Source organism: Streptococcus massiliensis DSM 18628 (assembly GCF_000380065.1).
In the GTDB taxonomy this organism is placed as follows: Bacteria; Bacillota; Bacilli; order Lactobacillales; family Streptococcaceae; genus Streptococcus; species Streptococcus massiliensis.
Window position 1 is genome coordinate 1 of the sequence record NZ_KB904397.1, and the last position, 16,927, is coordinate 16,927.

Annotated in this window: 14 protein-coding genes and 1 pseudogene; 1 reads left to right on the plus strand and 14 read right to left on the minus strand. The window is 42.8% G+C overall.

The window, feature by feature from the left end:
- Nucleotides 1-65 precede the first annotated feature (65 nt).
- The 14 genes from A3I3_RS0106465 to glgB all read right to left on the minus strand — a co-directional run bounded on the left by A3I3_RS0106465 (nucleotide 66) and on the right by glgB (nucleotide 16,200).
- A complete protein-coding gene (locus A3I3_RS0106465) occupies nucleotides 66-1,022 on the minus strand; it encodes a DDE-type integrase/transposase/recombinase (protein ID WP_018370962.1) in 957 nt (318 codons plus the stop codon).
- Nucleotides 1,023-1,277: 255 nt separating this feature from the next.
- Complete coding sequence (locus tag A3I3_RS0106470) at nucleotides 1,278-1,694, minus strand: F0F1 ATP synthase subunit epsilon (protein ID WP_018371913.1); 417 nt, start codon at nucleotides 1,692-1,694, stop codon at nucleotides 1,278-1,280.
- A 10-nt stretch (nucleotides 1,695-1,704) separates the two neighbouring features.
- Nucleotides 1,705-3,111: a F0F1 ATP synthase subunit beta gene (gene atpD / locus A3I3_RS0106475; RefSeq protein WP_018371914.1), complete on the minus strand. Its 1,407-nt coding sequence runs from the start codon at nucleotides 3,109-3,111 to the stop codon at nucleotides 1,705-1,707.
- A gap of 300 nt (nucleotides 3,112-3,411) precedes the next feature.
- On the minus strand, nucleotides 3,412-4,287 hold the full coding sequence (locus A3I3_RS0106480) for a F0F1 ATP synthase subunit gamma (RefSeq protein ID WP_018371915.1): 876 nt from the start codon (nucleotides 4,285-4,287) through the stop codon (nucleotides 3,412-3,414).
- Nucleotides 4,288-4,302: 15 nt separating this feature from the next.
- Nucleotides 4,303-5,808, minus strand: coding sequence for a F0F1 ATP synthase subunit alpha (gene atpA, locus A3I3_RS0106485; RefSeq protein WP_018371916.1), 1,506 nt, complete (start codon nucleotides 5,806-5,808; stop codon nucleotides 4,303-4,305).
- A 15-nt stretch (nucleotides 5,809-5,823) separates the two neighbouring features.
- Complete coding sequence (locus tag A3I3_RS0106490) at nucleotides 5,824-6,360, minus strand: F0F1 ATP synthase subunit delta (protein WP_018371917.1); 537 nt, start codon at nucleotides 6,358-6,360, stop codon at nucleotides 5,824-5,826.
- The gene (gene atpF, locus A3I3_RS0106495; RefSeq protein ID WP_018371918.1) at nucleotides 6,360-6,854 is read right to left on the minus strand and encodes a F0F1 ATP synthase subunit B; all 495 of its coding nucleotides are present in this window, start codon (nucleotides 6,852-6,854) and stop codon (nucleotides 6,360-6,362) included. Before atpF ends, A3I3_RS0106490 begins: the two co-directional genes overlap by 1 nt.
- A gap of 19 nt (nucleotides 6,855-6,873) precedes the next feature.
- Nucleotides 6,874-7,587, minus strand: a complete 714-nt coding sequence (gene atpB, locus A3I3_RS0106500) for a F0F1 ATP synthase subunit A (protein ID WP_018371919.1) — start codon at nucleotides 7,585-7,587, stop codon at nucleotides 6,874-6,876.
- 42 nt (nucleotides 7,588-7,629) lie between these two features.
- Nucleotides 7,630-7,830 (minus strand): F0F1 ATP synthase subunit C, encoded by a 201-nt coding sequence (locus A3I3_RS0106505; protein ID WP_018371920.1) that lies wholly within the window; start codon nucleotides 7,828-7,830, stop codon nucleotides 7,630-7,632.
- Between the two features lie 238 nt (nucleotides 7,831-8,068).
- Entirely contained in the window at nucleotides 8,069-10,465 is a 2,397-nt protein-coding gene (locus A3I3_RS0106510; RefSeq protein WP_018371921.1) for a glycogen/starch/alpha-glucan phosphorylase, read from the minus strand.
- A 93-nt stretch (nucleotides 10,466-10,558) separates the two neighbouring features.
- Nucleotides 10,559-11,989: a glycogen synthase GlgA gene (gene glgA, locus A3I3_RS0106515; RefSeq protein WP_018371922.1), complete on the minus strand. Its 1,431-nt coding sequence runs from the start codon at nucleotides 11,987-11,989 to the stop codon at nucleotides 10,559-10,561.
- A complete protein-coding gene (glgD, locus tag A3I3_RS0106520; RefSeq protein ID WP_003069762.1) occupies nucleotides 11,986-13,125 on the minus strand; it encodes a glucose-1-phosphate adenylyltransferase subunit GlgD in 1,140 nt (379 codons plus the stop codon). The genes glgA and glgD overlap by 4 nt, the downstream gene beginning before the upstream one ends.
- Complete coding sequence (locus A3I3_RS0106525; RefSeq protein ID WP_018371923.1) at nucleotides 13,115-14,257, minus strand: glucose-1-phosphate adenylyltransferase; 1,143 nt, start codon at nucleotides 14,255-14,257, stop codon at nucleotides 13,115-13,117. The genes glgD and A3I3_RS0106525 overlap by 11 nt, the downstream gene beginning before the upstream one ends.
- Before the next feature lie 32 nt (nucleotides 14,258-14,289).
- Nucleotides 14,290-16,200, minus strand: coding sequence for a 1,4-alpha-glucan branching protein GlgB (glgB, locus tag A3I3_RS0106530; RefSeq protein WP_018371924.1), 1,911 nt, complete (start codon nucleotides 16,198-16,200; stop codon nucleotides 14,290-14,292).
- Nucleotides 16,201-16,763: 563 nt separating this feature from the next.
- Between glgB and A3I3_RS11295 the strand changes: the two are divergent.
- A pseudogene (locus tag A3I3_RS11295) lies at nucleotides 16,764-16,927 on the plus strand (IS1182 family transposase); the annotation flags it as partial.

The following is a 16,927-nucleotide window of genomic DNA, read 5'->3' on the forward strand; positions in this document are numbered from 1 at the left end:
TTTTGTCCCATTGTCAATGATGTGAGACCAACAATCTAAGAAATAGAAAGCTGATATGTTATTCTTTACAAGGGGCTAGCCCCTTGTAAAGAATTTCTGATTTCAATAGGCGATAACCAGTTAAGAGTCTGCATGGGGAGGCGGTTAGACAGGTAAAGATAGTTTTTCATCTGCTTGATAAGGTCATCGTAAGAGTAAAATTGCAAGCGTTGGTAGAAGCGCCTGTTATCATTTCGGTGGCTGCGTTCAACCTTCCTATTGTGTCGTGGCGTTCGAGGGCGGATGCACTTGTGTTCAATTCCTAACTCCTGACAAAGGATATCCAAAGGATGGATCTGCTTGGTTTCCTTGAAATGAGTGAACTCAACACCATTATCGGTTTGAATCATTTTGGGCTGGTATTTAAAGTGTTTGATGGCCATTTTGACAAATTGCACGGTCGAATGTGAGGATTGTTCCTTGAAAGGGAAGATAAAGCGTTCTCTGGAGGCTTCGTCGATCATAGTGTACTGGTAAAACTTATCAGGAAGTTTGCCCGTGTAGCAGTGCTTTGGGACATATTTGACATCCATCTGCCACTTTATTCCCAGTTGTGTCGGAGTATCGTAGGGCTTGGGGACGTAAGCCTTCTTCTTTTTCTTGGTATCATTGAAGAATCCTAGTTTTCTCAAGACTCGGTAAAGGGAGTTAGGATGGCGTTTGTAACCTTTATTGACCTTGAGCTTGTAGAAAATCTCGATGAGAGTTGCATTGGGATTTCGCCGAATGCAGTTTTTAATCCAGGTGATTTCTTCATCGGTATGAGCATTTGGATGAGGAGTCAGAGGTTTGTGAGACTTATCCCGCAGAGAATCTTTTGTGCCGTCAAAACGCTTGTTCCAGCGCATGAGGGAAGCCTTTGAGACCTTGTATCTGCGACAGATGAAAGCGACTGATGCGCCAGTGCGATAGGTTTTGACCGCATGGTAGCGCGTATTGAGTGTGTGTGGCAAATAGCGGAGATGTTGTGGTATACTAGTCATGAGAAGATTCCTTTGTGGTAGTTGTGTCATGACTCTTATCATATCAAGGATTCTTCTTTTTGGCTTCAATTGGTCTCACATCATTGACAATGGGACAACGCTCAGATAGTCGCACATAAAAAAGAGGTTGGAAAGAAAATTCCCGACCTCTAAATTATTTAAAAGATGTATAGGGTGCAGCCATGTTGGAGTTCGCTGTTGTATGCTCCAACTTTTGGCATAAGCATCACGTGTCTTTCACAACCCCTAGCACATCTACTTACTACCAACATTGATCCGATTGATTGCCCTTTGCAAAGCAATTCGTGCACGTTTTTCCTGATCAATCAAATGTTTATCATGTGCCTCTTCTAACTCGTGTTCAGCACGAAGTTTAGCACGTTCGGCACGATTGATATCAATATCCCGCTCACGCTCTGCTGAGTCGGCAACAATCGTAATCAGATCATTGGCAATTTCAATAATGCCACCATTAACCGCAATCCAGTCCACATGATTGACATCATCAACACGACGAACTTTCAACTCATCAACAGCTAAAACTGCGATTGTGTTGATATGATGGGGCAAAATCCCCATTTCACCGTCAGTTGTACGAACTGTAACAAACTGGGCATGGTGATTATAAATCAAACCGTCTGGTGTCACAATTTGCACTGTCATTTGAGCCATAGGTCACCTCTTAAAATCCCATTTTTTCAGCCTTGGCGATAACGTCCTCAATCGAGCCAACACCACGAAAGGCATCTTCTGGTAGATGGTCATGCTTACCATCCAAGATTTCCTTGAAACCACGAACGGTGTCTGCTACCGGCACGTAAGATCCGGGTTGTCCTGTAAACTGCTCCGCAACGTTGAAATTTTGCGAAAGGAAAAATTGAATGCGGCGCGCACGCGCAACCAAGGTCTTCTCCTCGTCGGACAATTCGTCCATACCAAGAATGGCAATAATATCCTGCAATTCATGATAGCGTTGCAGCACTCGCTTGACTTCTGCCGCCACCGCATAGTGCTCTTCGCCGACAATTTCAGGCGCCAAAGCCCGTGAGCTTGACGCAAGAGGGTCCACCGCTGGATAGATACCTAGCTGAACCAATTTCCGCTCCAAGTTGGTCGTTGAATCCAAGTGGGCGAAAGCCGTAGCTGGCGCTGGGTCTGTATAGTCATCGGCTGGCACATAAATGGCTTGGATAGAAGTAACAGAACCTTTCTTGGTCGAAGTAATCCGTTCTTGCAGTTGCCCCATTTCAGTTGCCAAGGTTGGCTGGTAACCAACGGCTGACGGCATCCGTCCCAAAAGGGCAGACACTTCTGAACCTGCTTGGGTAAAGCGGAAGATATTATCGATAAAGAGCAGCACGTCTTGTCCTTCCACATCGCGGAAGTATTCGGCAATAGTCAAACCAGTCAAAGCCACCCGCATCCGAGCTCCCGGCGGTTCATTCATCTGACCAAAGACCATGGCCGTCTTTTCGATAACGCCAGATTCTTTCATTTCCCAGTAAAGGTCGTTCCCTTCACGAGTCCGCTCCCCGACACCAGTAAAGACGGAAATCCCACCGTGTTCTTGAGCGATATTATGAATCAATTCCTGAATGAGGACGGTCTTCCCTACTCCGGCACCACCGAAAAGTCCGACTTTCCCACCTTTTAGGTAAGGAGCCAGCAGGTCAATAACCTTGATTCCTGTTTCTAAAATTTCTGATGAGGTCGAAAGTTCATCGAAAGTCGGTGCTTTTTTATGGATTGGCTCGCGCAGCGCGTCTTCTGCAAAAGGAGCTTCCAAGTCAATGGTATCTCCCAGAACATTGAAGACCCGACCAAGCGTTTCCTTCCCGACTGGTACTGAAATAGGACGACCAGTATCCAAGACCTCCATTCCACGCGTCAAACCGTCGGTTGACTCCATGGCAATGGTCCGAACGACTCCGTCACCAAGCTCAAGAGCCACTTCAAGAACAATTTTTGATTTTTTCTCGTCATTTTTATAGACTACAAGTGCATTATTTATCTCAGGTAGCTTGTCATCCGTTGAAAAGACAACGTCCACAACCGGACCAATAACCTGAGCAATTTTGCCTGAGCTCATGTATTTCTCCTTTAAGATACAAAGCCCGTTAAGAAAACAAGGAAAAAATAGGCGGCCGAACAGGAGTTGCCAGCAACTCCGTTGTGAGACCCCCGCAAGGACAGCTAGCTTGGAGGCAAGCAGGAGCGCCGCCTACAAACAGATGTCTACTGCGTTTTGAAGTCACAACTTTTTCGTTCGCGATTTTCCAAAGTTTTTAGGGCGTATTCAATTTTACAAGATATGAGAACATCTAGTTATTTTTACATATATTCATATGTTCAAACTCGTATCTCACTCTTCTATTCTTTATGTATTGCATTATTCCAGCGCACTGGCACCTGCAACGATTTCCGTGATTTCCTGCGTAATGGCTGCTTGTCGCGCGCGATTATACTGAATGGTCAAATCGTTGATAACCTTTTTGGCATTGTCAGTCGCGGTCTGCATAGCAGTCATACCTGCTGCATTTTCAGCCGTCTTGGCATCAATAATCGCCCCGTAAATCATACTTTCTGCATACTGGGGTAATAATTGCTCCAAGATTGCTTCCCGACCGCACTCCAGCTCAAAATTATGGCTGTAGCCTTCGGTAGCTTCGTTGGGATCCAAGTCAACAATCGGAAGCATCTGCTCTACCCGCATCTGGCTGGTCAAGCTGTTGATGTGGTGATTGTAACAAACATAAAGCTCATCAAAAAGCTCATTTTGGTACATTTCCACGGCTTTGTTGATAATCTTGCTCACTTCGTCGAAGCTCGGCTGGTCAGCCAAACCGCGCAGTTCATAGACAGGCTGAATACCGCGCGCCTTGAAAAAGTCCGCGCCCATGCCACCGATAGAAATAATGGCAAAGTCATGCTTATCATGATACTCAGCCAGCATTTCCATCATAGCTTTGAGAATGGTCGCATTGTAACCACCGACCAGACCGCGGTCCGAGGTAATCACGATGTAACCCGTTTTCTTGACAGGGCGACTAATCAGAATGGGATTATTGGAAGAGCTAAAATTCCCAGAATGCAGCAAGTCGGTCAAGAGCTGACGAACCTTGGAAGCATAGATTTGGAAGTTTTTAGCCGCTTCCTCTGATTTCCCTAATTTTGCAGCAGAAACCATTTGCATGGCATTGGTAATTTGACTGGTGTTTTTCGTGGATGCAATTTTATTTTTTATATCATTCAAAGAAACTGCCATCTGACACCTCGATTTCTATTTGAAGTTGGATTGATTTTTAAATTCCGCAATAGCAGCGTCCAAGACTTCCTCATCAGGGAGGTCTTTGGTCACACGAATGGTTTCCAAAAGCTCCTCATGATGTGCATCAAAGTAATCATGCAATTCATCTTCAAAACGAACGATGTCATCGACTGGCACACTATCCAAGTAACCGTGTGTTAAAGCGTAGAGAATAACCACTTGCTTTTCCACTGGCAGCGGCTTGTGGACAGGTTGTTTCAAGACTTCCACCGTTCTGCGACCGCGGTTCAATTTCGCTTGTGTTGCCGCATCCAAATCAGAACCAAACTTGGTAAAGGCTTCTAATTCACGATAGCTGGCAAGGTCAATCCGCAGCGTACCTGCCACTTTTTTCATGGCCTTGATTTGCGCTGAACCACCGACCCGCGACACAGATGACCCCGCGTCAATAGCAGGACGAACTCCCGCATTAAAGAGGCTGTCGCTGAGGAAGATTTGTCCGTCAGTGATTGAAATCACGTTGGTTGCGATGTAGGCCGAGATGTCACCGGCTTGCGTTTCGATAAATGGCAGAGCGGTAATTGAGCCGCCGCCTAATTCATCAGAAACCTTGGCAGAACGCTCTAAAAGACGGCTGTGCAGATAGAAGACATCCCCAGGAAAGGCTTCACGTCCTGGTGGACGACGAAGAAGGAGGGACAATTCACGATAAGCCACCGCCTGCTTAGACAAATCGTCGTAAACGATGAGGACATGCTTGCCATTGTACATAAATTCTTCTGCCATTGCCACTCCAGCGTAAGGCGCCAAGTAAAGCAAAGGAGAAGGCTGGGAAGCAGATGCCGTCACGACAATGGTGTAATCCAAAGCGCCGTATTGACGTAGCGTTTCAACCTGCGTCCGCACTGTTGATTCCTTTTGACCAATGGCGACATAGATACAAATCATATCTTGTCCCTTTTGGTTCAAAATCGCGTCAATAGCAATCGTTGTCTTCCCCGTTTGGCGGTCTCCGATGACCAACTCCCGTTGCCCGCGACCGATTGGTACCAAGGCATCAATCGCCTTCCAACCTGTCTGCATGGGCTCTGTAACCGACTGACGCTCCATAACGCCGGGCGCTGGTGCTTCGACAGGACGGCTCTTGTCCGTCTCAATAGCCCCCAGTCCGTCAACAGGACGACCAAGCGGGTCTACAACACGACCGATGAGCGCATCGCCGACCGGCACTTCCATGATTTTACCCGTGCGACGAATGCTATCGCCCTCGCGAATATCTGTAAAATCACCCAGAATGATAATCCCGATGTCGTTTGCTTCTAAGTTTTGCGCCATACCGTAAGAGCCATTTTCAAAAATCAAAAGCTCTCCACTCATGGCATTGTCCAGACCATGAGCCCGCGCAATTCCATCACCAATATAAGTGACGACTCCCGTTTCTGTGACGTCAAAATTTGGCTGGAAATTTTCAATTTGTTGCTTAATTAAAGCGCTGATTTCTTGTGCGTTAATCGCCAAAATTCACACCACTTTCTATTTCAAATTTTCTTTTACTGCTTGTAATTGATGTTTAATGCTGGCATCAATCGTTTTGTTATTGGCTGTGATGACAAAGCCACCAATCAGATTGGCATCTTCTTCCTCTTTCAAAGAACGAACTTTCAAGCCCATTTTCTTTTCAATCAGTGGAAGCAAACGCTCCTTTTGCACCTCTGACAAAGCCTGAGTTGACTTGACCGTCACTTCAAATTCATTGCTAATCTTCTCTAGCTTGCTCAAACTATCCACCACCAGCGGATAAAGCAAATCTTCGCGATTATTTTCAATCAAGAGACTAAGCAAGTTGTCGACTAGCTGCGAACCTGTCGACTGGAAAAGTTGCAGGCACTTGACCTTTTCTTCCTTTTCCAAGCCAATATGCGCCAAAAAGTCAGCCAAATTGGTTTCTTGACAAACCGATTTGATTTGACTCAATACCTCAAAAACAGCTGCTTGCTGCCCTTGTTCAATCACTACTTGCACAAAAGGAGTGGCATATTTTTCGATGAGGGCATACCTTCTCTTATCCATTATGCGTCTCCTAGCTTGTCAATATAGCGGTCGATGAGTTCACTTTGAGTATCCTTGTCTAATTGCTGGGCTAAGATTTTGCTAGCAAGTTCCACCGACAAATCAGCCACTTCTCCTCTGATGCTGGTCAGAGCTTCTGCCTTATTTTGAGCGATTTCTTGCTTGGCTTTTTCTTTCAAGCGACCAGCTTCTGCTGCTGCGTCCGCCAAAATGCCAGCCTTATTTTTCTCAGCCGTTTCCTTGGCCGTCTCCAAAATCGTGCTTGCTTCCTCGCGGCTGCCTGCCAACTCATGCTCCCGCTTTTGAGCCAGTTCTTCTGCTTTTTGACGCGCAGATTCTGCACTATCAATATCGTCAGAAATTTTCTTTGCTCTTTCTTCAAAAATGCTGGTGATATTGCCCCAAGCAAATTTCTTGATTAGGACAATCAAAAGAAGAAAGGAACCTGCCACAAGGATAAAGTTTCCAATCAATTCACCTATGGTTATATTCATTTATTCGACTCCTTTCTCTTTATTCCTCACCATTAATTTTCTTGCCCAAGTACATGGATGTCAACATAGTGAAAACATAAGCCTGAATGCAAGAAATGAAAACGGAAAAAGCTGTCCATACAAAATTAGCAACAAAAGCTACTGGGTACCAATAAAAAGCCTGATGAGAAAGGGTCACCAGCAAACCAGCTAAAACTTCCCCTGCAAAGATATTCCCGTAAATCCGCAAGGCTAAAGAAGCGAAGTTGGTGAACTCTTCCAAGATATTCATTGGCGTCATAAAGCCCGGTGTCGCAAAAGCTTTCAGATATTTTTTCACGCCTCGGCGACGAATGCCTTCTACATGGCAAATCAAAGTGATCAAGAAAGACATGCTAAGGTCAAAACCGAGGTTAGCTGTCGGTGACGTCCAAAGATTTTCACCGCTGGTCGTTTGCAATTTTGCCATGAGACCAAGGTTATTGGCTACTACCAAAAACAAGAAAAGCGAAAACAAAAACAAAGAATAATTCTTCATATATTTGCTTCCGATATTTCCCTTGGTAAAGTCAATCACAAAATCATAGAGATATTCTAAGGCATTTTGCTTTCCCGACGGCTTAAGGGTCATCTTGCGGCTCGCCCAATAAACAAAGGCAAAGACCATGAGAACAGCTAAAAGAGACATAGCAAGCAGGGTCAAATCAAAGGTCACAGGACCTAACTGAATGGTTGGATTTACACTTTCTTCCAACTAACTCCCCTCCTTTTCTAAAGATGAAAAACTTTCCTGTTCTTACTTGATGATGAATGCCATAACCAATGTTACAAAGAAAGTACCTTCGATAAAGGCAATCCCCATAATCATCAAAGTTCTTAATTGACCGATAATCTCTGGCTGACGAGACGCTGATTTGAAAAGATTACTCATAAGCAGACCTTCTGCAATCGAAACACCCATACAGGCAAGACAAAGTCCAAAAAATGTTAAATTCATCGTGAATTCTCCTTTAAAAATTTTTACTTACTTAGTTTAGTCCTAAAAATCGTATTTGTCAAATTTTTAATCAAAAAGAAAGCGCTTTTTAAGAGAAAATTCTTAAAATATTTCCCCATCGTAAAAACCACTCTTTTTTACGGCTAAAAGTCGGACAAAATTTTATTCTTTATAGAAAGAGCACTCCTTAAAGCAGGAACACTGCTAATTTAAGAAGTGCTTTTCTAGGTAGAGCAACTTATTTCTTCAAATTCCAAATTTCTTGAGCATATTGAGTAATAGTATCGTCAGAAGTGAACTTGCCTGAATGTGCAATATTCACTAAACTCATCTTAGCCCATTTTCCCTTGTCACGATAGAGCTGGTCAATCTTTTCTTGCGCTGCAACATAGGAAGCGAAATCCTCTAGCAAGAAGTATTCGTCATTATGCGTGATAAGGGCTTCGTAGATTTCAGACCCTTCTTGACTAGCATTTGGAATGGTACCGTTGATGAAGGTATCAACCACACGACGAATGACTGGATTGCTTTCATAGACACCGCGTGAATAGTAATCATGGCGTTGATAATGGCTATAAACCTCGTCCTTGTCCATACCGAAAATCACGATATTGTCGTCTCCGACCTCGTCTTTAATCTCGATATTGGCTCCGTCCAAGGTTGCCAAAGTAATGGCACCCGTCATCATGAATTTCATGTTAGACGTTCCAGAGGCTTCTTTGGAGGCGAGGGAGATTTGCTCGGACACATCCGCTGCTGGGATGATCAGCTCAGCTAAGCTGACACGGTAGTTTTCCAAGAAGACGACCTTGAGCTTACCTTGCAGACTTTCGTCATGGTTGACCAAGTTAGCAACTTCGTTGATGAGTTTGATGACGGATTTGGCAAAATGATAGCCTGGCGCTGCCTTGGCTCCAAAAATAAAGACGCGTGGCACCACATCCTTGTCAGGATTGTCCTTCAAGTCCCAGTAAAGTTTGATAATATGCATGAGGTTCAACAGCTGGCGCTTGTAAGCGTGGAGGCGTTTGACCTGCACATCAAAAATCGCTTCTGTTGATACCTCAACGCCTGTTGATTCCTTGATGTAGGCTGCGAGACGCGCCTTGGCTTCCTGCTTAACGCGGTAAAAATCGTTCAGCACTTGCTGGTCATTTTGATAATCCAAGAGCTTGCGTAGCTCGTGAATATCTGTCCGCCAGTGATTGCCAATCAGCTTGTCAATCTCAGCCGATAAGGGCTCATCTGAAATCTGCAACCAGCGACGCTGGATAATCCCATTGGTTTTGTTGTTGAACTTTTCTGGATAAATGGCATAAAAATCGCGCAGCGTATCTTCTTTGAGCAGCTCGGTGTGCAATTTTGCCACTCCGTTAATCGAATGACCGCCGATAATGGCTAAATGCGCCATGTGGACTTGATTATCCTTGACAATCCGTGTGTTTTCAATCATCTCTGGCGCAATACCACGGTTAGCCAATTCTGCCACATAGCGATTGTCAATTTCAAGGATAATCTGATAAACCCGTGGAAGAACATATTTGAAGAGACCGGCATCCCATTTTTCTAAAGCTTCAGACAAAATGGTATGGTTAGTGTAGCTCATGGTCTTGACAGTTGCTTGCCAAGCCTCATTCCACTCAAGCCCATACTCATCAATTAGCAGTCGCATAAATTCGGCAGGTGCGACAGCTGGGTGCGTGTCGTTGATATGAACAGACACCTTTTCATGGATTTTTTCCAAAGGCAAACCTTGTTTGAGATAGCTTTTGATAATGGTTTGGAGCCCAGCGCTGGTCATGAAGTATTCCTGAATCAGACGCAATTCTTTTCCTTCAGAATTAGAATCATCTGGATAAAGAACGGCTGTGATGTCTGTTACCTTGCGACGCGATTCAAGTGTTGGGTAAAAATGTTCAAATTTCTCTGGAATTTCAACATCCCATAAGCGCAAATTATTGACATTATCATTTCCAAAACCAATCTGTGGCACATCATAAGGCACTGCTCGTAAAACTTGAGCATTTTCATATATAGGGGTAATGCGTCCCTCTTCATTGGCGCGTAGATAAACATTCCCATAAAGATTAACGAAAACTGCATCATGATCCTTACGAGTTTCCCAGACATTTCCTAGGCTGCCAAACCAGTCATCTGGCAATTCAACTTGGTAGCCATTCACAATCTTTTGCTTGAACAGTCCATATTGGTAACGGATCCCATTTCCAAAACCGGGATAACCTGTTGTTGCAAGCGAGTCCATAAAGGCCGCTGCCAAACGTCCCAGTCCGCCATTTCCCAATGCCATGTCATGTTCTGCATTGCGAACAGCGTCAAAATCAACACCTAACTCAGCAAAACCTTCCTTCACCGTGTCAAGAATTCCTAAGTTTAGTAGATTGGTTTCCAGCATTCTTCCCGGTAGAAACTCAATCGAGAAATAATAAGCAATCTTTTGTTGACTTTCAACCAGCTTACGGCGACGTTCCAGCCAAAGTGGGGTAATATATTTGCGAATTGTATGAGCCAGTGTTTCAAATAATTCGGCTGGCGAAGCATCTGGAACCTTAATCATCTGCTCCTCATGGAGTGTGTCTTTAAAATCCCGAATGAATTTTTCAGTTGTAAGTTGCATCTTTTTCCTTTCATAGTAGAGCAAACAGTACCCTACTCAATAGGGAAACTTCCCTTTCCATTAAAACCTTAACAAGTAGTGTCTGCCGTTTGATTAAACAAGTGATTGATAAAGTTGGCTGTAGGCTTTGCTTGCTGAATCCCAAGAGAAATCGCGCGACATTGCTTGTTTTTGTAAACTATTCCAAGTCGCTTTATCTTCATAATAAAGATCAATTGCTGTCTTATATGCCCAATGAAGCCAGTAACCACTGAAGTTATTAAAGCTGAAGCCTGTGCCTGTACCTTCAACCGCATTATAAGGTTCAACAGTGTCACGAAGTCCACCGACTTCATGCACCAGCGGCAAGGTTCCATAGCGCATGGACATCATTTGCGACAGACCGCATGGCTCGAAACGACTCGGCATGAGGAAAAGATCGCTTGCGGCATAGATTTCTTGTGCCAAACCAACATCAAATAAGATATTGGCTGATAATTTTTCAGGATAGGAGCGTCCAAACCAAGCAAAAGATTGCTCAAAAGACCAGTCGCCCGTTCCCAAAAGCACAATCTGCACATCTTCCTGCAGCAAGTTGTGCAATTCTTCAACCACCAAGTCAAAGCCTTTTTGGCGGGTCAAGCGAGAGACAATCCCAATCAGCGGCACATCGTCCCGCACTGGCAGACCCACGCGCTCTTGCAGCGCCCGTTTATTTTCCGCTTTACCAGACAGATCGTCCTTACTAAAATGGTAAGGCAATAATTTATCTGTTTCTGGATTGTACAAGTCGGTATCAATCCCATTGACAATCCCGATCACCTTGCCTGACTCCATACGCAAAACTTGATCTAAACCACAGCCAAATTCTGGCGTCATAATCTCATGGGCATAGCTCGGCGACACAGTCGTCACACGGTCAGCGTAGAGAATACCCGCCTTCATCCAATTCAGGCAATCATTCCAGCGCAAAGTGCCGTCTGCATAGCGTTCATAGCCGACACCAAACAAATCCCAGAGCATGCCGTCAGAAAATTGTCCCTGAAATTCCAGATTATGAATAGTCAAAACTGTCTTGATGTTTTGATAAGCCTGAATCCAGCGGTATTTTTCCTTAACCAAGAAAGGAATCATCGCCGTATGGTAGTCGTGCACGTGGAGAATATCAGGAATAAAATCAATCCGCTCCATAGTCTCAACCGCTGCTAGCTGGAAGAAAGCAAAGCGCTCACCGTCATCAAAGTCTCCGTATACATGTCCGCGGAAGAAATAATGCTGATTATCAATAAAATAAAAACTAACACCATTTAAAACAAGACGTTTCACACCGACATACTGACTGCGCCAGCCAACTTTTACCTCAAAATGAAAGAGATCTTCCATCTCCTCACCGAACTTAGCCTCTACCATATCATAGTAGGGCAAGATAACGCCAACTTCGTGCCCATCCTTAACAAGTGATTTAGGGAGAGCGCCAATGACGTCTCCCAATCCTCCTGTTTTAGAAAAAGGTGCACCTTCTGCTGCTACAAATAAAATTTTCATTGAATTCTATCCTCTGTCACTTTTTCGCCTTTTTTAAGAACAACTGGGTTATCAACTGTTCCTCGAACGGTCACATTCTCAGCAACCTCAACACCCTTATCTAAGATTGCATATTCTACAACAGCATTTTCGCCAATAAGGACACGTGGGAAAAGAATACTGTTTTTTACACGACTTCCTTTTTTAATACGAGTATTACGAGAAATGACAGAACCACTCACTTCTCCTTCAATAATACTGCCGGAAGCAAATTGAGCATTTGAAACCTTAGAACCGACTGCATAATAAGTTGGCTCTTCGTTTTTTACTTTAGTATAAATCTTTTGATTTGGAGAGAAAAGGGAATAGAATTTTTGTGAATCAAGCATATCAATATTGGCATTGAAGTACGAAGTGACAGAATGAATATTTGCTAAATAACCCGTATATTCATAAGCAAACGCTTTTTCCTGAGCAGCTAAATCACGTAAAACATAACGTAATTTTTGAGGAAATTCTTTTTGTGCTTCTATTTCTAATTTTTCAATCAGCCAAGGTGTATCCACAACAAAGATATCCGTTGACATGTTGTACAAATCCTGATCTTTTTTATCATCAAAAAGATGGTGATTTTTCACATGATCTGTTTCATCAATTTCCAAAACAGCATTGACTTCGGAAATTTCTTCTTTTGGTAATTTTTTATAGACAACTGTGATCGGTTGATCAGTTGTACCATGTAAGTGGAAGACTTGGTTCAAGTCGATGTTCACCAAAACATCACAGTTCAATGCTACCGTTTGATCGCTGCCTGAACGTTTTAAGTAGGTCAATAATTGCTCGTAGTATTCTTTACCAACAGTAGAACTTTCTACGCGCGTATTATAAATACCAAGATAGTAGTGACTCAAAAGAGTAGACAGCCCCCATTCACGTCCAGAACGGATATGGTCAAAGACAGAACTAATATTATCTTGTTGGAAAATGCCAAAGACGCTCCGAATCCCTGCATTGGCCAGGCTAGACAACGGAAAGTCAATTAAACGATATTTCCCACCAAACGGCAAACTGGCAACTGGACGATGATTTGTCAAAGTAGACATATCATGAAATCCAACTGTATTTCCTAAAATTGCTGAATATTTATCAATCTTCATCTGATGGTACCCCCACTTTCTCATTGTATCCGATAACTTGTACTTCGTCTGTTCCATCAATTTCTACACCATCAGAAATGATAGCTCCTTCACCAATAATAGCACGTTTGATTTTTGCACCTTGACCAATGATAGCACCACTCATAATCACAGAATCTTCTACAACTGCATCTTTACGCACTTGAGCTTCCGTAGAAAGAATGGAATGCTTAACCGTGCCATCTACCAAACAGCCGTCCACAACCAAAGAATCTTCTACATGAGCATTTTCTCCAAGGAAGTTTGGTGGAGAAATTAAGTTACGTGAATAAATTTTCCACTGGCGATTGCGACTGTCCAAAGCATTTTCTGGAGAAATATATTCCATATTGGCTTCCCAAAGTGACTCAATCGTTCCAACATCTTTCCAATATCCCTTAAATTCATAAGCATAGACACTTTCGCCGGATTCAAGATAATTTGGAATAACATTCTTACCGAAGTCAGACATATCTACATTGCTCTTTTCAGCAGCTACCAGCATATTACGCAGGCGTTTCCAGTCAAAGATATAAATCCCCATAGAAGCCTTAGTAGACTTAGGTTCAGCTGGTTTTTCTTCAAACTCGACAATGCGGTTATTGGCATCTGTATTCATAATACCAAAACGACTCGCTTCTTTTAAAGGAACATCCAGAACAGCTACCGTCAGACTGGCGTTGTTGTCCTTGTGAGATTGAAGCATATCATCGTAGTCCATTTTGTAAATGTGGTCACCAGACAAAATCAAGACATACTCAGGATTGATAGTATCAATATAATCAATGTTTTGATAAATCGCATGACTAGTTCCTTCAAACCAACGATTGCCCTCACTTGCTGAATATGGCTGGAGAATAGAAACTCCTGTGTTAATACCATCCAGTCCCCAACTAGAACCATTTCCAATATGACTATTCAAAGCTAATGGTTGGTATTGAGTAATGACACCAACATTATGAATTCCTGAATTGGCACAATTGGACAAAGCAAAGTCAATGATACGGTAGCGTCCACCAAATTGTACTGCTGGTTTGGCAATACTTTGAGTAAGTTTACCCAAACGAGTTCCTTGCCCACCCGCAAGGATCAATGCTAACATTTCATTCTTCATTTAGAACTCCTTTTTGTAAGAGAGGATTAAGCCTACTTTTCGTCAGTGGCTTCCTGTTTTGCTGGCTGCTTCATTTTTCGCTTCACTTTCCAAATGCTTGCTCCTAGAGCTGGTAAAGTAAAACTCAAACTTTGCTGGTAATCTTTCCACAACCCTACTTGGGTTGTCGCTTGTTCATTGTGTTCCTTCCAAACACCTCCCCATTTTTCTAACTCGGTATTCCAAATTTCCTCATAAACACCATAGACTGGAACTCCAATCGTGAAATTCTTACGTTCCACAGGAGCCATATTGAAAATGCAAACTAACATCTCGCCTTTGTCATTTTTCCGAATAAAGCTAAGAACACTTTCATCGCTGTTATCTGCATCAATAATTTCAATTCCGTCATAGCTATCGTCAATTTCCCACAGAACACGATGTTCTTTATAAAAAGCATTCAATGCCTTGGTGAACTGCTGCATCTTAGCATTCATCTCATCTGCCAAATCACGCCATTCCAAGGCTTCCTCTGATTTCCACTCAAGGAATTGCCCCCATTCACTTCCCATGAAAAGAAGTTTTTTCCCTGGGTGGCACATTTGATAGGTGTAGAGATTGCGAAGACCAGCAAATTGATTATAGCGGTCACCCCACATCTTATGCATAAGGCTCTTCTTACCGTGAACAACTTCATCATGAGAAAATGGCAAGATAAAGTTTTCATTAAAGGCGTACATGAAACTAAAGGTTACTAGATTAAAGTCATACTTACGATAAATTGGGTCTTCCTCGTAGAAGCGAAGAATATCATTCATCCAACCCATATTCCACTTGTAGTCAAAACCTAGACTATCATGTTCCACTAAGCCTGTAATCTTAGTATCACTAGTTGACTCTTCTGCAATCATCATGACATCAGGGTGATAGCCTTTGATAACTGTATTGAGCTTTTGCAGAAAAGCATAGCCCTCATAATTACGATTGCCACCATCCTTATTAGGCTGCCAAGGACCACTATCATAATCAAGGTAGAGCATATTGCTAACAGCATCAACCCGCACACCATCTAAATGGTAAAATTCGATCCAGAAATTAAGACTAGAAATCAAGAAAGATTGAACTTGATTCTTTCCTAAATCAAAATTAAGAGCTCCCCAGCCATAATTATGTGCACGATCATGATCCTGATATTCAAAAGTCGGTGTTCCGTCATAGTAAGCCAGAGCGTCGTCATTAATAGTAAAATGCCCCGGCACCCAGTCTACGATAACACCAATATTGTTTAAATGACACTCTTCAACAAAATCTTGAAAATCTTCCGGCGTTCCGTAGGTGTGCTCTAAAGCAAAATATCCCATCAGCTGGTAGCCCCAACTCAGTCCCAAAGGGTGAGCCATCAGCGGCATAAATTCCACATGACTGTAGCCCATCTCAACTAAGTAAGGAATCAGCTCTTCTTTCAATTCCTTGAAAGTATATGGCTGCCCATCTTCCTTAGTCTTCCAAGAGCCCGCATGCACTTCGTAAATATTGACCGGACGCTGACGGAATCCCCAGCGCTTACGCCGTGCCAACCAAAGTCCATCACGCCATTTTTTCTCAGGAACTGTATGAATGACCGCACCTGTACCCGGCCGTTTTTCAAAATAAATAGCTGCAGGATCCAGTTTCAGAATTTCCTGACCAGTGCTCCGTTGAATATTGTACTTATAAATATCCCCCTCTTGTGGCAAAGTCGTAAAAACTTCCCAAATTCCTGCCTCGTTTTTCACCATAGGAATTTGCTTCTCATACCAATTCGTAAAATCACCTACAAGATGAACCGCCTGCGCATTAGGAGCCCAAACACGAAAGACGTAGCCCGACTGTCCATCCTGTTCCATCGAATGTGCCCCCAAATAGTGCTGCACACGATAATTTTCCCCAAGACCAAAGGTCCAAACTGCTTCTTTTGTATCCATCAAACCACCTTTCTAATGACCCTAGAACGTTCTCAGTCAGCACAATATGATACTTAACCAAACGCCACAAGCAATGACACCACCTAGTCAACAGTTACTATCTTTTCCCATTCATTTGAAGAAATTTCTACAAACAAACATCAGATATGTAAGCGTTTTCTATATTTCTATTCTACTATTTACATACCATATTTTCAAGTATTTTCCGTAAAATATTCAAAAAATTAACATATCTCATTCGACGATTAGCATAAAAAAGATGGTGATTATTTCATATCATTTTCAGTATATACCAATTATCAAAGTGTACTTTTTTATAAAATCGAAATGATAGTGTACAAAACTCTCCCTCCTTTATATATTTTACCAGTTTTTCCGAATTTTTCAATAAAATTTTCAGAAAATGTTCATATATTCCCGAAAATATTTTCGATACTAAAGAGCCTGGGACAATAGTCCCTTATCTCCAAAAAAAGCAACGGCAAATCCGTTGCTTTTTTGCATGGTTGCGATAGTCTTGGTAAAATAGAATTGCACAATAAACCATTTAGAAAGGCTATCCCATGCATATTCACTATAACACAAATCAAACAACTTTACCACTAGAAATCAGTTCTTTCTTGCCACAAGACCATCTCGTCTTTACGATTGAAAAAGTGGTGAATACTTTGGAGGATTGTCACTTCCACGCCTTCTATCATGCCTTTGGTCGCCCGTCTTATCACCC

Coding starts and splice junctions, on each gene's coding strand:
- A3I3_RS0106465 (WP_018370962.1), bottom strand. CDS start 1,022: ATGACTAGTATACCACAACATCTCCGCTATTTGCCACACACACTCAAT.
- A3I3_RS0106470 (WP_018371913.1), bottom strand. CDS start 1,694: ATGGCTCAAATGACAGTGCAAATTGTGACACCAGACGGTTTGATTTAT.
- atpD (WP_018371914.1), bottom strand. CDS start 3,111: ATGAGCTCAGGCAAAATTGCTCAGGTTATTGGTCCGGTTGTGGACGTT.
- A3I3_RS0106480 (WP_018371915.1), bottom strand. CDS start 4,287: ATGGCAGTTTCTTTGAATGATATAAAAAATAAAATTGCATCCACGAAA.
- A3I3_RS0106490 (WP_018371917.1), bottom strand. CDS start 6,360: ATGGATAAGAGAAGGTATGCCCTCATCGAAAAATATGCCACTCCTTTT.
- atpF (WP_018371918.1), bottom strand. CDS start 6,854: ATGAATATAACCATAGGTGAATTGATTGGAAACTTTATCCTTGTGGCA.
- A3I3_RS0106505 (WP_018371920.1), bottom strand. CDS start 7,830: ATGAATTTAACATTTTTTGGACTTTGTCTTGCCTGTATGGGTGTTTCG.
- A3I3_RS0106510 (WP_018371921.1), bottom strand. CDS start 10,465: ATGCAACTTACAACTGAAAAATTCATTCGGGATTTTAAAGACACACTC.
- glgA (WP_018371922.1), bottom strand. CDS start 11,989: ATGAAAATTTTATTTGTAGCAGCAGAAGGTGCACCTTTTTCTAAAACA.
- glgD (WP_003069762.1), bottom strand. CDS start 13,125: ATGAAGATTGATAAATATTCAGCAATTTTAGGAAATACAGTTGGATTT.
- A3I3_RS0106525 (WP_018371923.1), bottom strand. CDS start 14,257: ATGAAGAATGAAATGTTAGCATTGATCCTTGCGGGTGGGCAAGGAACT.
- glgB (WP_018371924.1), bottom strand. CDS start 16,200: ATGGATACAAAAGAAGCAGTTTGGACCTTTGGTCTTGGGGAAAATTAT.